The organism is Enterococcus sp. LJL90 (assembly GCF_056924355.1).
In genome coordinates this window covers 266,784-282,185 of the sequence record NZ_JBXPBQ010000001.1, presented here as the reverse complement: position 1 = coordinate 282,185, position 15,402 = coordinate 266,784, and the positions used below count along the sequence as shown (strand labels likewise).

16 protein-coding genes are annotated in these 15,402 nt (G+C 41.6%); 2 read left to right on the top strand and 14 right to left on the bottom strand.

Going from position 1 to position 15,402, the window contains the following annotated elements; translation table 11 throughout:
• Positions 1 to 271: 271 nt before the first annotated feature.
• The 3 genes from AC1Z3S_RS01285 to AC1Z3S_RS01275 are packed head-to-tail and all read right to left on the bottom strand — an operon-like array spanning position 272 to position 2,776.
• Positions 272 to 1,219, bottom strand: a complete 948-nt coding sequence (locus AC1Z3S_RS01285; protein WP_461738834.1) for a metal ABC transporter solute-binding protein, Zn/Mn family — start codon at positions 1,217 to 1,219, stop codon at positions 272 to 274.
• Complete coding sequence (locus AC1Z3S_RS01280; protein ID WP_461738833.1) at positions 1,206 to 2,057, bottom strand: metal ABC transporter permease subunit; 852 nt, start codon at positions 2,055 to 2,057, stop codon at positions 1,206 to 1,208. Before AC1Z3S_RS01280 ends, AC1Z3S_RS01285 begins: the two co-directional genes overlap by 14 nt.
• A complete protein-coding gene (locus AC1Z3S_RS01275; RefSeq protein WP_461738832.1) occupies positions 2,054 to 2,776 on the bottom strand; it encodes a metal ABC transporter ATP-binding protein in 723 nt (240 codons plus the stop codon). Before AC1Z3S_RS01275 ends, AC1Z3S_RS01280 begins: the two co-directional genes overlap by 4 nt.
• 248 nt (positions 2,777 to 3,024) lie before the next feature.
• Here AC1Z3S_RS01275 and AC1Z3S_RS01270 point away from each other — a divergent pair, with 248 nt between their 5' ends.
• Positions 3,025 to 3,564: a biotin transporter BioY gene (locus AC1Z3S_RS01270; protein ID WP_461735806.1), complete on the top strand. Its 540-nt coding sequence runs from the start codon at positions 3,025 to 3,027 to the stop codon at positions 3,562 to 3,564.
• Positions 3,565 to 3,643: 79 nt separating this feature from the next.
• Here AC1Z3S_RS01270 and AC1Z3S_RS01265 read toward each other — a convergent pair whose 3' ends face one another.
• Positions 3,644 to 3,811, bottom strand: coding sequence for a hypothetical protein (locus tag AC1Z3S_RS01265; protein WP_461735807.1), 168 nt, complete (start codon positions 3,809 to 3,811; stop codon positions 3,644 to 3,646).
• A 202-nt stretch (positions 3,812 to 4,013) separates the two neighbouring features.
• The gene (locus AC1Z3S_RS01260; protein WP_461738831.1) at positions 4,014 to 4,283 is read right to left on the bottom strand and encodes a hypothetical protein; all 270 of its coding nucleotides are present in this window, start codon (positions 4,281 to 4,283) and stop codon (positions 4,014 to 4,016) included.
• A gap of 221 nt (positions 4,284 to 4,504) precedes the next feature.
• Between AC1Z3S_RS01260 and AC1Z3S_RS01255 the strand changes: the two genes are divergently transcribed.
• Entirely contained in the window at positions 4,505 to 6,361 is a 1,857-nt protein-coding gene (locus AC1Z3S_RS01255; RefSeq protein WP_461738830.1) for a collagen-binding domain-containing protein, read from the top strand.
• Positions 6,362 to 6,460: 99 nt separating this feature from the next.
• On the opposite strand, the gene lpdD is transcribed toward AC1Z3S_RS01255, so the two are convergent.
• From lpdD to AC1Z3S_RS01210, 9 genes are all read right to left on the bottom strand, one after another.
• A complete protein-coding gene (gene lpdD, locus AC1Z3S_RS01250; protein ID WP_461738829.1) occupies positions 6,461 to 6,862 on the bottom strand; it encodes a prenylated flavin chaperone LpdD in 402 nt (133 codons plus the stop codon).
• Between the two features lie 3 nt (positions 6,863 to 6,865).
• Complete coding sequence (locus AC1Z3S_RS01245) at positions 6,866 to 7,426, bottom strand: UbiX family flavin prenyltransferase (protein ID WP_461738828.1); 561 nt, start codon at positions 7,424 to 7,426, stop codon at positions 6,866 to 6,868.
• Between the two features lie 39 nt (positions 7,427 to 7,465).
• A complete protein-coding gene (locus AC1Z3S_RS01240) occupies positions 7,466 to 8,938 on the bottom strand; it encodes a UbiD family decarboxylase (RefSeq protein WP_461738827.1) in 1,473 nt (490 codons plus the stop codon).
• Positions 8,939 to 9,096: 158 nt separating this feature from the next.
• Positions 9,097 to 9,804 carry a DUF2922 domain-containing protein gene (locus tag AC1Z3S_RS01235; RefSeq protein ID WP_461738826.1) on the bottom strand — a complete coding sequence of 236 codons (708 nt, stop codon included), beginning with the start codon at positions 9,802 to 9,804 and terminating at the stop codon, positions 9,097 to 9,099.
• 147 nt (positions 9,805 to 9,951) lie between these two features.
• Entirely contained in the window at positions 9,952 to 10,842 is an 891-nt protein-coding gene (locus tag AC1Z3S_RS01230) for a LysR family transcriptional regulator (protein WP_461738825.1), read from the bottom strand.
• A gap of 158 nt (positions 10,843 to 11,000) precedes the next feature.
• On the bottom strand, positions 11,001 to 11,579 hold the full coding sequence (locus tag AC1Z3S_RS01225; RefSeq protein ID WP_461738824.1) for a histidine phosphatase family protein: 579 nt from the start codon (positions 11,577 to 11,579) through the stop codon (positions 11,001 to 11,003).
• A 292-nt stretch (positions 11,580 to 11,871) separates the two neighbouring features.
• Positions 11,872 to 13,632, bottom strand: a complete 1,761-nt coding sequence (locus tag AC1Z3S_RS01220; protein WP_461738823.1) for an alpha-amylase family glycosyl hydrolase — start codon at positions 13,630 to 13,632, stop codon at positions 11,872 to 11,874.
• Between the two features lie 135 nt (positions 13,633 to 13,767).
• Complete coding sequence (locus AC1Z3S_RS01215; protein WP_461738822.1) at positions 13,768 to 14,421, bottom strand: DUF624 domain-containing protein; 654 nt, start codon at positions 14,419 to 14,421, stop codon at positions 13,768 to 13,770.
• Between the two features lie 4 nt (positions 14,422 to 14,425).
• Positions 14,426 to 15,313, bottom strand: a complete 888-nt coding sequence (locus AC1Z3S_RS01210) for a carbohydrate ABC transporter permease (RefSeq protein WP_461738821.1) — start codon at positions 15,311 to 15,313, stop codon at positions 14,426 to 14,428.
• Between the last annotated feature and the right edge of the window lie 89 nt (positions 15,314 to 15,402).

Sequence of the window (15,402 nt, the reverse complement as noted above, 5' to 3'; positions counted from 1 at the left end):
GTTTAATAGCTGGCTAAAGTCAGCTTTTTAAACCTGTCCCACTAAGGCGCCAATTAGTCTGGCGGCCGCTTCTGATACAACCACTGATTTTTCATTGAAACTGAGGGCAGACTCCCCCCTTGAAACAGCTTTTCCCAAGACTTTTGAATGTTTTATTTAGTTATGATTCAAAAGTGGTAAGCGTAATTTCATGGATGCAGTCATCTGTCAGTCTCCTCATCAATTTAATAAACTAAGCTTAGCAGAAATTTTTCCGAAAGGCAATTGGAACTTATTTGGCCAAGCCTGTTGCAATCTGTTCAAAATTCCAGGCCATCATACTGTAATAGCTATCACCTTCTTCACCGGGCTCAGCTACTGAATCTGTAAATAATTTGGCATCATTGATGGGAATGCCGGTGTCCTTGGCAACCGTCTGCATCGACCGCTCGTCAACACTGCTTTCGACAAACAATGTCGGAACTGAAGAGGCCCGCAGCTGTTCAATCAAGCTTTGAATTTGCTCAGGAGTGCCTTCCTCTTCGGTATTTATTTCCCAAATATAGGCTGCCGGAATTCCGTAAGCCGCTGAAAAATATTTCATACAGCCTTCACTGGTCACCAAAAGCTTTTGCTCATCCGGCAGAGCCGCAAATTTTTCTTTGGCGGAGGCATCTAATTCCCGCAGCTGACTGAGATAAGTTTCTAGATTAGCTTCATAATGATCGGCATTTTCTGGATCTTTAAGGCTAAGCTGCTTTGCAATATTTTCTGCGTAAATCATCCCATTGCTTAAATTCAGCCAAGCGTGGGGATCTTCTTTCCCCTGTTCCTCGGCCCCCTCCAGATAAATCACCTCGACACCATCACTGACGGCAAAATAATCTTGATCTTTGACTTTGCCGGCATTCTCCATCAAAGTCGTAAACCAGCCGTTGCCGCCAGTTTCCAGATTGATGCCGTTATAAAAAATCACGTCCGCTTCAGAGGTCTTTTGGACATCCGCCGGTAAAAATTCATATTCATGGGGATCACGCCCGACTGGGACAATGCTGTATAAATCAATTTTATCCCCGCCGATATTTTTAGCGATATCGGCGATAATCGAATTGGTGGCGACGACCTCCACTAAATCAGCATTTCCCTGCTGATTTTCTCCTTGACCAGCTGTCCCGCTACAACCTGTCAAAACTAACAAACTCCCAAATAAGGCAGCCAAAACTAGCTTAATTTTTTTCATTTTCCAGAATCCTCCTCGTAAAAAAATTTTGCTTCGGTGATAAAAAGAAACCGACGACGAAGAATGCGGCTGCGGTTAAGACAATCGTCGAGCCCACCGCTAAATTGAAGCTATACCCGATAAAAAGTCCTAATAGCGAAGCTAAACCACCGAGGCTTGCCGATAGTAAAATCATCGACCGCAAGCGATTGGTAAAGAGATAAGCTGTGGCGGCGGGCGTAATCAAGAGGGCGACGATTAAAATCGTGCCGACGCTTTGCATAGCGGCCACGGCAACTAATGTCAATAAAATCATCAGCAGATAATGGTAAAACTGAACTTTCATTCCCACGGCTTTAGCTAACAGTGGGTCAAAGGAGGTCAGCAGTAGTTCTTTGAAAAACAAACCAATTATCACGAGCACAAATAACGACACGCCTATGGTTAAATACATATCGGTAGTCTGTACTGCTAAGACATTGCCAAATAAAATATGGAATAAATCCGTCGAGCTGTTGGCAACGCCGATTAGAATCACCCCTAAAGCTAAAAAGGAGCTGAAGGTGATTCCGATGGCTGTGTCCCCTTTGATTAAGCTATTACTTTTGATAAAAGTAATCAGCAGGGAGGCCAGCATGCCAAAGAAAATTGCGCCGACGAAAAAATTAATTCCTAAAATATAGGAGAGAGCGACTCCCGGTAAAACCGCATGGGAAATCGCATCCCCCATTAGAGACATCCCCCGCAAGATAATAAAACAACCAATCGCACCGGCCACGATGCCAATCGTCACCGAAGTAATCAAGGCATTCCTCAGAAATTGAAACTCTGTTAACCCATAGATGAAATTTTCAATCATGCAACATCCCCTCCAAAATAAAGCTGCCCGTTAAAGGCTTTACCTAAATAATTTTTATTAAAAACTGTCGCCGTCTCGCCATATGCAATCACTTCTTTATCGAGAATCAAGAGCTGATCAAAATAGTTTTGCACCTTTGCTAAATCATGGTGCACCACAAAAATAGTTTTTCCGGCCTGTTGCAACTCCCGCAAAATCTCAAAAATAATTTCTTCGCTGACAGCATCAATCCCGACAAATGGTTCATCTAAAAAAATATATTGGGCTTCCTGCACCAAACAGCGGGCAATTAAAATCCGTTGGAACTGTCCGCCAGAAAGCTCGCTGATTTGGCGGCTGCCCAAAGCCGCCAAGCCGACCTGTTCCAAAGCCGCGGCCACCTGCTGCCAATTTTTTTTCGTCAAGCGCCGCAAGATCCCCACTTCCCGATACAAGCCTAAAGAGACAAATTCAGCCACAGTGATTGGAAAAGTAAAATCCAAATTGCTTTTTTGTTCGACATAGGCCACCTGCTGTCGCTGCTCTTTGATTGGCTTGCCGTCAATGGTGATATTGCCGGCAAAGGGAATGATTCCTAAAATCGCCTTAATCAAAGTCGATTTACCCGCACCATTCGGCCCGATAATGCCGGTGATGGCATGATCTTCTAAATGCAGATTTATATTTTTTAATGCTAGCTGCTGCTGATAAGCAACAGACACATTTTGACAGATAATCATTTTTATTCTCCTTTACAATTTTTAGGCACGCCTAACTTTTTATATTTTTAGGCTAACCTAAAAATTATTTCTTGTCAATAATTTTAAAAAAATATCCTTTGGACCTATTTATTTTTTCAAAGAAAAATAGTCGTAAAATCGCTGTATAGTTTTTTTAGTGTTTTTTTCGGTAGCCAGCTTTACTTTTAAAAAAAACTGGGTTAAAATTTCGTTAACCAAAAAAAATAAAGGTTAACGAAAGGAAAATCATGAAATCTATTAGCTTACGAGAATTAATTTTAGCTGCCATCTTTGCAGCCGTTATCGTGGTCTTATCCCAAATTACGATTCCCGCCGGTTTAGTTCCCTTCACCATGCAAACTTTTGCTGTTGGTTTAGTGGCAACTATTTTAGGCAAAAAAGTCGGCACCATTTCCGTCTTCATCTACTTATTGTTAGGTCTTATCGGACTACCGGTTTTTGCCGGCTTCAGCTCAGGCTTTGCTGTTTTATTTGGCCCAACAGGTGGCTTTTTAGTCGGCTTTTTGGCGAATGCCTTTGTCACCGGCTGGTTGTGTGAATTAAAAGAAAACAATTTACCGATGGCAATCATTGCCAATCTAGTCGGTGCTTTGCTGACTTTAGTCTTTGGCACTTTCTGGCTGCAACTTGCTGCCAGCATGAGCTTTGGCGCAGCAGCAGCGGCGGCCTTCACACCATTTATTATTCCGGGCATTGTCAAAGCTGTAGCCGCAGCCTTCGTCGGAATCTTAGTGACTCGCCGGCTACCAGTAGCAGCCCGCAGCTAATTTTTATTTATTCGAACACAAAAAGCGCCGAATCCTGCTGGATATCGGCGCTTTTTTTACATATACAACTGTCCTATACTTAAATAACTTTGCGCTGCTTTTCTTTGATCTGCAGCTTTTTGTATCGATTTTTTAGCATTTTACTGGCTAAAAGAGTCCCACAAATAATTGTCACCCCGGCTAGTGCTTGCTGTCCGTTAAATTCCAAATCATACGAAAATCCCTCAGCTTTAATACTTAGCTTCATTTCCATCACCTTCCCTTTCGTCAATTTCATTCAGTCTATTTCAGCTTACCCGAAATAGCAGAAATTACCAACTCCTAAAGGGGCGATTCTTCAAAAAATCCAACATAAAATTTTATATCAGATAGAAACGTTAAGAAATGTTTAAGGCATTTCACAGAAAAATCATGATTTTAAATCTTTTTCCCTCACTATTCCATATTTTTTAACATAATAAAAAGCAAAATATTCTTTCTTTGATTGCCCAAACGCATAATTTTCGCTCTTGACTTTCTGCAAAATGCATTTTTTTCATTTCTTGATAACATTTTGAATTTTTGATAAAAATTAGTTTTATTTTTATATTCTCAAAAGAGCGTTTTAAAAAACTATTTCTTAAAATAAAGTTTCTTTTATTCAACGATAAAATCGGTCTTTTTCCATGAAAAACGCTTCCTATAATCTCTTTCTGATGAAATAAAATAACAAGTGCCAAAACCTGTTTTCATTCAATTCAAAGGGAGCAAATAATGTTTACTAAGTTCAAGTCTTTCCTTATAAGGAGGGCATTTAATTTGCTAGATTGTTTAGTAAACGGTTATGGTTCCCCATGAAAATAAAAACACACGTAAATATCTTTTTCCATGAAAAGTGGCTAGCTGCTTTGAGTCATTTTTTAACTTGTTGGTTAAGAGTTACAGAAGGAAGGTTTCATCAATGAAAAAAATAAAAAAAGGTTTTATCTTGGTGGTTGCTTTAGCGGCTGTTTTGGTACCTCTTTATCACGTTTTTGCGGCGACGGCAGAAACCGGCACCGTGACCGATGATTTAACGGATACCAGTGATAACTTGCTGGGGATTGCCTCGCAGTTTCATATCTTTGCCGAAAATGCTAGCTTAAATGCCCACACTGAAGGAAATTTGGCCGTTGATAATTTAACTGGTAGTGCCAATTTTGGAACGAATGGCATCGCAAACAGCGGCAAACTGGATTTATATTATATTGAAAATATTTCTGCCATAAATGGTGGTTCATTTGTGTCGGGAAATAATACAAAAGTTGTTCTTGGCAGTAGCATTACCGTTACCAATAATGCTAATCAAGTGTTTGCTAATGGCTTAGACCTCGGCAATGTGACGCTAGATGACGTCTATACAGATACAAATGATTCCTATTTAAATATTGCCGACACTTTAGCAACTTTAGCCACCACTTCAGCATCCTTGGCAACCGCCGCTACTTCTGATGGTGTCGTGGAAAACTTTTCAGATATGAACAATCGCACCATTGACCTAAGTAACGCCACTCCAACCGATGGCGTGATTACTGTCGATTTGACTGCTGCTGATTTGGCTGCATCGACACCGATTTATTTCACCGGCATCAGTTCATCACCCGGTTATACAGTGGTGATTAACGCAACGGATACAACGACTGTTAACAGCCATATTTATATGCAAATTGACGGCCAAAATGTCAGCAACGGCGAAGTTGCAGATTACAGCAATAACGTTGTCTTATGGAATTTCGGAACTACTGCTAACGCGATTAATATTAACGCTGATTTTATCGGCAGCTTACTGGCGCCAAATGCCACTGTTGCCACTGGTCAAAATCTGAACGGTAATATCGTGGCTAAAAATGTTATCGTCAACGCTGAAAGTCATCGCTGGGATCTACAACCAAAAACGATGATGACTACACCTAGCAGCAGTTCTAGCACAGACAGCAGCTCATCAACCAGCACAAGCAGTACAACTACCGATTCGACTACGAGCACTTCATCTACCGACAGTTCTTCGTCTACTACCGATTCAACAACGAGCACTTCGTCTACCGATAGCTCTTCATCTACTACTGATTCGACGACGAGCACTTCGTCTACCGATATCTCTTCATCTACTACTGATTCGACGACTAGTACTTCGTCTACCGACAGTTCTTCGTCTACTACCGATTCAACGACGAGCACTTCGTCTACCGATAGTTCTTCATCTACTACCGATTCGACTACGAGCACTTCAACGACTGATAGTTCTTCGTCTACTACCGATTCAACGACGAGCACTTCAACGACTGATAGTTCTTCGTCTACTACCGACTCGACGACAAGTGATTCGACTACCGACAGTTCTTCGTCCACTACAGATTCGACTACCGACAGTTCTTCGTCCACTACAGATTCAACGACGAGCACTTCGACTACCGATAGTTCTTCGTCTACTACCGATTCAACGACGAGCACTTCGTCCACCGATAGTTCTTCGTCTACCACTGATTCAACGACGAGCAGCACGACGCCAAATTCTGGTACATCGGGTAGCACTTCTACCACAGATTCGACGACGAGCGATTCTTCAACTAGCGGAAGCTCAACGACGGACTCAACGACAAGTAGCAGTATGAATTCAACTAACTCAAGCACTTCGACTTCCAATACTCCGACAGGAACGAGTTCTTCAAATACCAGCAGCGGCTTACCACAATTAAGTGATGTCTCAAGCTGGAGTTTAATTGCGTTGGGTGGGGCGTTGATTGGAGCCGCCATTTATCTCTTCAAACTTAAAAAATAGTTAGTAGTTTGAAATTCTAACGAAAATTTCCCTCCTTTGAAATAGAAAAAACGAGTTCTGCAAAAATCATAGCAGAACTCGTTTTTTCGTTTTTAAAGCCTATTGATAATAGATTGGCTCTGGTGTTGTAAAATCAAAATTTGATATCCAGTGGGCAATTTCTTTGGCCAGCTGCTGCGTTAATGTTGAAGCAGCCGCAATCTGGGCTGATGTAATCTGATTGACATGGACACCGGCTGTAATCACACAGGTGCCGGGTAATAGCGGTTGAATTTTTTTCGCGACTATCAACGCTAAGACATCATCTTTATGCAGGCGACCATCATGGCTGGGAAAACAACGGGTCTCGATGGCCGCCGTTTTAGTTAAGGTGGTGACTGTCCCGATATGCGGCGTGTCACCGCCGCTAATTTTGATTGCTAAATCTTTGCCGACAATCGCCACTTCGGCCGAAATGGTCAACCCCAGTTCACCTGCTGAAAAAATTTTTAGCTCTGTCATCCTTTAGCCCTCCCAGCGTTGACTTAATTGATTGTGAATGCCGAGGGCGTCCAAAATCTTCATCGTATGATGGTCAATTAAATCTTGAATTGTTTGCGGCTGATTGTAAAAGCCGGGAATCGGCGGAATAATTTGCACGCCGAGTTTTGCCAGCTTCGTTAGATTTTCCAAATGAATCACACTCAAAGGCGTTTCTCTAGGCACAATAATTAATTTTCGCTGTTCCTTTAAGGTGACGTCAGCGGCCCGGCCGATTAAATTATCGCTGAAACCACAGGCGATACCGGCGACTGTCTTCATGCTAGCCGGCAAGATCACCATACCGTCCACTAAAAAGGAGCCACTGGCAATTTTTGCTCCAAGGTCACGATTTTTATAGGTGAAGTCGGCTAATTCCGCCACTTCATGGAAGGAATAGTCGGTTTCAATTTTTAAATTTTCTTTGGCCCAGTCGCTGAAAACTGTGTGGACCTCGACTTCAGGATTATTTTGCAGCTGCTGCAATAGATTGATAGCATAAATTGTACCTGAAGCTCCTGTGACACCGACGACGATTCGTTTCATTTTCGATTCCTCCATGATTTTTATTTTCACCTGTAATGGCTATTGCAAATATTTTTGCCAATCCGTTACTTCTTTGAATTGAGCCCGCTGAAATTCCCCCTTCAAATCAAAGGGCACTGTGCCATCCAAAACTAATTTGGAAGACATGCCTTTAAAACGGATGATGCCCGGCGAATATTCCGGCCGCTCCGATGGGTCCAGCGGATGATTGCGCATCCCTTCCAAGACCATGATGTCTTGGTGGGCTTGAAAGCGGGTATTGATGGTCCAGATAACATCATTCATATCAAAAATATCAACATCATCATCCACTAAAATGATGGTTTTCAGCTCTTTAAAAGCTGAAAAAGCTAACAAGGCTGCCTGCCGTTGAATCCCTTCATCAGCGGCATTTTCCTTATGAATCTGCATGATGGTCATAAATTTGCCACCGCCGGCTGACGGATTGTACACATTGACAACTTTTCCGGGAATGGCTTTGTCCACTAGATTTAAAATACTGGCTTCAGTCGGAATGCCCGCCATCGAAACATGTTCTTCACTAGGGCCGATGGTCGTTTGCATAATTGGACGGTCTTTGCGGTGGGTGACTGCTTTGACTTTGATGACATTGACCGCCGGATTAGCCTCACCGTTATAACCGGGAAACTCCGGCATCGCATAACCAGTGTTGGTGTTAATATCTTCGCGGATTGTTTCGTGGGGCAAAATTTCCCCTTCGATAATAAATTCCGCCCGCGCCAAACCAACTTCATCAACAGCAATGCCGTCAACTAATTGGACAGGTTCATTTCTCAAGGAACCTGCTACCCACAGTTCGTTGTAGCCTAATGGCGTGGTCGGCGGTTCAAAGGTGGTGCCAATACTAATCGCTGGATCCAAGCCGATGCTAATCGTAATCGGCATTGGTTTATCGAGGGCTTGATATTCTTCAAGAAAATGCCCGATATGCCGACCGCCGGGCATGATATAAATCCCCAATGTATCTTTATCCTCCAACACCATCCGATGAATCGTGACATCGCTGATTTTTTTGTCAGGACTGGAGCCGTAGACAACACCCATCGTGATATACGGTCCTGCGTCATATTCTGTATTGGTAGGAGCGGCCACCAGCTTACGAATATCAAAATCCGCATCGCTAGCTAAATGAACAACTTCTTGAGCAGGTGCCTGCTCCCGCGACACTTTAATCGGCTTTACCGGATTGCTGACAGCCTGGTTTAATAATTGCCCCAAAGTGCGGTAGTCATGTTTTAAAATTTGACCGACCCGTTGACGGCTGGCCATAATGCCCGTCAGCACCCGCGTTCCCGGAAAGCCTTTGACATTGTTAAACATCATCGTCGGACCGATTTGAGTCGGACGCATCACGGTTCCGCCCGCACCGATGTAACGATAGACTCCCGCCAATTCAGCATGGGGATCAATTTCAACATCTGTTTCATGATACTGACCAGGCATTTCCTTCAACTCAGCTAATACTTTTCTTAAATCATATGGTTCTGTCATCGCTCATACTCCCTTTCGTTTCTTCTTCTTTAGTTTAAGGAGAAATTCAGAGAAGAACAATTCGGATTCATAGGCAAACTATTCCAAATTGGAATAGTTGCTAGTTGCTTTCTCTAAGTTGAATTGCTAGGCGAAAAAAAGTTACTCCTTAGCGGAAATTAGAAAAGCATTGCGCAGTTTTTTGAGAAAAACATTGCCGAGAAAGTGAATTGAGGGCAATGTAAAAAGGCTGGCAGCTTTTCAAGTTTTAAGGGCTGGTAGCAATTTGAGTTATCCAGATTGAGAAGTGACTGCTTTATGCAGGAAAATCCTTTTTTGAGAAAATCAGGGGATTTGTTGCTAGATTGTCTCAAGAAGCGGCTAAGTCTTTTTGAAAAGCTTAGCAATATTTTTCTTGGATGTACGGCATTTTTAGGAGAATTTTCGGTATCTGCAAACAATAAACAATAGCTTTGTTTCTTGATGCTTGCTTTTTGCTGATTGCTTTTTGCATCAGGCTTAGCTGTTAATTTTGCTTGTTTTCCAATTTCTGTATTGAGCGAAGCAGTAAATTCTCCCTCGCCTTTTTCTGTCACAGGCATTTCCTCCAACTCCGCAGCAATCAACTTCTGCTGAGAAGGTACCCCGCTCCTTCTTTTCAAAAGTTGCAGTCGGTTAAAAAGCGGCGTTACTTTTTTCTCGACATACTTTGCCCCGATGATTTCCGTGCAGAGTTGGACCCCATTACGCTCAAATAGTTTCAACGCAATCAACTCCTCCATAATAGTTTTCACAAATTCCGGTGCTAAGTTTTGCTGACAAAGGTGAATAATCAGTGTCTTTTTGCTTCCATCGCCATTTTTGAACATTAAATGTAATTTTCGCATCATAGTCCCTCCAAAAAAATTTCCTTAGTTACTATAAACACAACTTTAGCTAAGGAAAAATCAACACCCTGAGTAAATTTTTTCAAAAAAAAGCAGATAACTTTTTTCGTCATCTGCTTTGAATCTATTTTTTTTATTTAAATGCTGCTAATCAATATTTTTTGGAAGATGTTCGTGCAAATATTCCCAAAATAAGTCGCTGCTTTTGGAACCACGATTCTTTTTTCGCATAAAGCCGACTTCGCTGTACTCTTTTGAATCCAGCGGTACCACCGCCACTAAGTTTTTGTCAAAAGAAGCCGCCGCCCGCTCCATCATAATCGAAATGCCCATTTCATTGGCCACCACATTTAAAATAACTTCTACCCGCCGTCCATAATAACCGATTTTCGGCGTGAAGCCCGCCTTATGACAAAGCGCCATTACCGCTTCATAAATATTCGTGCTCTTTCCTAAAAGAAAAAACTCTTCCCCCTGCAAGGCCTTCAACGAAATCTGCTTTTCCTGAGCCAGCGGATGATTTTTCGGCAGCACCGCCACAAAGCGTTCCTTAGCCAAAGGGACTTCCTCCCAATCCGGCTCCAAAGCCTTAAATCTGCGGGCGACAATCACATCACATTGATCTGTTTTCAGTTGTTCAAACAGCTGATAGCTTTCAGCTTCTGCCAAATGCAGCTGAATCTCAGGCTCCTGCTTATGAAACTGGCCAATGATTTCCATCGCATGATAGGTCGTCATCGTAGGAATCCCATGAATCGCCAATTTGCTAGCGGCCGCATCTTTAAAAGCGGCGGCTGAATCAAGAAAAGCCCGATAATTTTTCAAAATTAAGTCGGCCTCCGGCAATAATTCTTTGCCAGCCGCCGTCAACGCAACTTGTCGGTGCTCCCGCTTAAACAGCGGCAGCTCCAATTCCTTTTCTAAAGCCATAATTTGCTTGGAGACATTGCCTTGAGTGGTAAAAAGACGTTCGGCAGCTTCGCTGTAACTTAGCGTCTGAGCCAGCATCACAAAATATTCCAATTTTTGAATTGTCATCCTTTGAACTCCTCATAGTTTTTGAAAAAACGAGTGGCTAACCCAAACTGAACTCTCTTCGAAAAGATCCCATACACTAGCTTCTGTGGTTATTTTTTACTATTCTATTGGGCAATCTTGTACTGGATTTGCCTCAGTAAAAAACATCTCCACTACTTCTAAATTTCAGAAGGATCGATTATTTCGACAACTGTAAATTTCCCGTCCGCAAAGGTCAATTGAATAATACCCGCATTAGGAATGCTGGTGGTTCTTGAGGTAGCATAGTCGCCGGAAATATAACTTAAAAAGCTATAGATGGCCCCACTGTGGGAAACCGCCAACACTGACTGATGATCCGGCATTTCCATCAGAGATGTCAGTGTTTCACTGACTCTAGTTCGTAATTCTTGAATCGTTTCGCCGCCAAATTGCTGATAATAATCGCTGTATTTTTCATGGGGCATCGGCTGCAAAAGCTGGCGCTCGCCTTCATAGGCGCCAAAGCTCATCTCTTTAATGCCTTTTAACCGTTGATAACTTTGATCCGTGACAATTTCCAAAGTGTCAGAAGCCCGCTCCTGCGTCGAACAATAGGCGTGATCAAAAACAATTTCCTGCTGAGAAAAATAACGAGCCGCCGCTTGAGCTTGGCTGATACCTTTTTCAGTCAGCGGAGAATCACAGCTCCCTTGAATCTTATTCAGTACATTGAACAACGTTTCCCCATGGCGCATCAAATAAAGTGTTTTCGTCAAAAAATCTCCTCCTAATTCCGTTACTTACGTTAATTTAAGAGTAATATACTTTGCCGCCGCAAACAATCTAAAAAAGTAAAAACTGGCTATTCATCGACAGAACCCAGTGGGAAACAAAAAAATCAGCCAGCAATGACTGATTTTTTGAAAAAACAATTTATTGAGGGAGTGTGTGTAGCAAGCTCACTTGTACTAAAAGATAGACTATCTTTAAAAATCCTCTTACCTAGCTCTAGCACATTTATAACTTAATACTTTAGGATTAGAGCCGAGGCTGCTTCTACAGATTTTTTTAGACTAATTCAATAAATTTCAAAACGAGAAGACCGCCTGCTGCCGTTTTATCTTTAAGAATTTCCCAAGTAATATTTTCTAACTCTAATGGTGTTCCCGTAGCATTTTCAGCCTGTGCTGGCACTCCAAAGAGAACCGAAGCTTGCCAATTTTTTTCTGTAGCCAGAATATTGCTTAATTGTAGTTTTAAAAAAGCTGATTCTGATACATCAGAGTTGGCGCATACAATTATTGTCTGTTCTCTATTTTGATAAAAATAAGGCTGTGGTAGATTTTTTTGACTCAAATAGGCAACTTTACCATAATCCGTATCTGTTGCTCCCATCCGTCGTGCCTTAATCAAATCGCTATGCTCCTTACGGATTTGGATAATTTTTTTGGTGTCTGCTAAAGTTGTCTGTTTCTCTGGTTGCTTTAGCTGTTCCCAATCCAGCCAACTACCATAAAGCCAGCTACCAGTTCCAAAATCTTTTTTCTCAAATAATCTTGGGGCTAAATTTGGCAATGGCCGGTAGCTTGCTGCGAATTCTTCTCCAGACATAAAAATCGGAATAGCGGGTACTAATAATGTCGTGTAACCTAAAAGATAACGGCTACCTTGTGCCGCATAAGGGTTTTCCAATTTATAGCCGTCCCAGCCGCCATCATGGCAACTTAATTGCACCGACATACGCTGATAATCCTGCAATCTCAACGGAAATTCCAGCAACAATGTTCTACCTTCTTGCTTAACCGTAATAGAAAAGTCAACTTCAATATTCTCTACCAAATCAAAATTACTATTCCACAGTTGCCCTTGACGGTCCTTAATTTGAATATTTTTGATTTCAGATTCTGCCAGTATATTTTCAATTCTTATTTTCCCAAGCTGTTCTCGATAAACAACATCATAGGTTTCTGGTTTGATTTGACGAGTTTCTGTTCCTTGCCAAATTAATTCTGGAACTGGTGTCGACTGATACCAAAAATTATCCGTCGTACTTTGAACTCTACCATCTTGATAAAAAATTTTTACTTGATAGTCTTCATTTGCCCGTGATTGCCGATCTTTAAAATAACCGCCGGCATCGTTTAGTATTCGCGAAGATAGATTCAGGCCATAGTTATGAGACACATTTTCGCCATGCTGTAAAAAGTCAACTACACCATTGGTTGCCGGCCCGTTCTCTGCGATGATGACAATTCTTTTGCCTGCCTTCAAGCTACGTTTTCTTAACTCTGCCCACAAATCATTACGGTAATGAGCGACATCCAATCGAAATCCGTCAATCCCAAAATCCGTCACATAGGTCAGCCAAGTTTTCAGCCACCATTCATCCAAATCTTGATGATTGCCATACCAGTCAAAATCCTTCATGCCCCATGATTCACCCTTAAACCACTCAGGATGTTCCTTAACCAAAGGACTATTCTTCATTACGCCATGAGTAATCACGTCTAAAAATATTTTCAACCCCTGCTGATGGGCGGTATCGACTAAGTTTTTAAATTCTGCCTTTGTTCCCAAAGAAGGGTCGAGCTGATCAGGGCGAATACACGCATACTCAGTCCAGATATTATAAAAATGCTGATCATCACATAATTGATGGCCAGATAACCAGATAGCATTCACTCCTAATTCGCTCAAATAAGGTATTTTTTCAGCTAAAGAAGCAAATGTTCCTGATTCTGGTCCCTTTGGTGAGGTAAAGCCTTTGGTAGCTATCTCATAAATGATTAGCTGATCGGTATCCAGTGGTGCCTCAATGATATTTTCCATCATTATATCTCCTTTACTTATGCAACTTCAATTTAGCAGCGGTGGCCACATTCAGAAAAAATAGTCTTAATTACCCATTGCTAGCTTGATAACTACAAGTCTAAATCACTACTCGATGTCGACATTTTAGACTTTTTAGGAAGTAAGCTTTTTTTCCTGCAAATTAGTTTGCTCAGCAATTTTTTTGAAAAAGCGAACCAATAAATAACTCCTGATAAAGAGCAACAAAGCCGTTCCGAAAACAAGACCCATGTATAAACCAAAGATAAAAAAATACGGAGAGGCGATCATCAAAAATAGCGGCAGCAGCCAGAGGGCTAAAAGTCCTGTGCTGCGCATTGGATATTTGACTGTGATTTTCACAATATTGACCAGGATAGTCTTAACTGACTCTTCGTAACGAGCCATGTAAAAAAAGCTATACTGCAAAACATTGCCAAAAATAAAGGCGACAATCACCCAACCGACTACCAGCCAGATGGAAAAGCCCTGCGCAATTTGAAAGTAACGCCAGTTCACTAAAAGCATTCCGCCAAAAAAAAGGCCGGCAAGAAAAAATAAGGTTCCTTGCTTTAAATTTTTCCGGAAAGCCCTAAAAAAACTCGGGACAATTGCAACTGCTTCGCGATTGATTATTTTGATTGCCACTGAAAATCCAGCAGCTTGAGAAGCGCCAATGGTAAATAGCGGCAGACTAGTGACAATCAATAAAAAGTTTAAAATCAATAGCTGCCAAAGCAAGCTCATCCAGCGATATAAGGGACCATCTAAACTAAAAAAGTGGTTCATCTAATCACTCCTTCACTGCTCCAACGACAATCCCTTGGACAAAATATTTTTGCAAGAATGGATAAATAACTAACAATGGCACAATTGCCACGACAATTTTTGCAGCATTTAAATTTTGATTGGAAACCGCCAGTAAACTTTGTAGCTGTTCTGTGGTCATTCCAGAGGCATTTTGCAATGTTTCGGCAATGTTGACGGTCAGTGATTGAATATAAGTCATCAGAGGATAATTTTCAATTTTGGTCATATAAATCAAGCCACCGAGAAAATCATTCCAGCTACCGACAATACTAAATAAAGAAACAGTTGCCAAAGATGGTAATGAGATGGGGATATAAATTTTTGTCAGGATATCCCATTGGCTAGCCCCCTCTAGCTGAGCCGATTCCTCCAAGGCCTTCGGAACTCCTCGGAAAAAGTTCATTACTAAAATCATACTGCCGATTGGCACAGCCCCCGGTAAGACTAATGCCCAAAAGCTATTAATTAGGCCTAAATTTTTGACTATCAAGTAAGTAGGAATCATCCCACCATTGAAGAGCATGGCAAAAATAATAAAGCCCATAAAAAATTTCCGCGAGTAGAAAACTTTCTGTGATTTTGATAAAGGATAGGCCAAGGTCACTATCAAAAAAAGATTTAATACTAAAGCGGCAGCAACCCGTAAAACCGAAGTCCCAAATGACCGCCAAAACTGACTGTCATTCATAATCCGCTCATAAGCAGCCCAAGTAAACTCGACTGGCAGTAAACTAACTTTATTAGCAGCAACCGCTTGAGAACTACTAAGGGACAAAGAGACAACATTCATTAAAGGAATTAAACAAGATAGCGTTAGTAAAATAACAATGCCGTAGATAATCCCCTGGCGCAAACCAAATTTCTCCTTCATATTGATCTACTCCTTCTTCGTTTTAAGATATTTTTTTAATAAATTTATGCTCACTCATATACCGTTTCGTTAAAATCAGACAGCTTTGA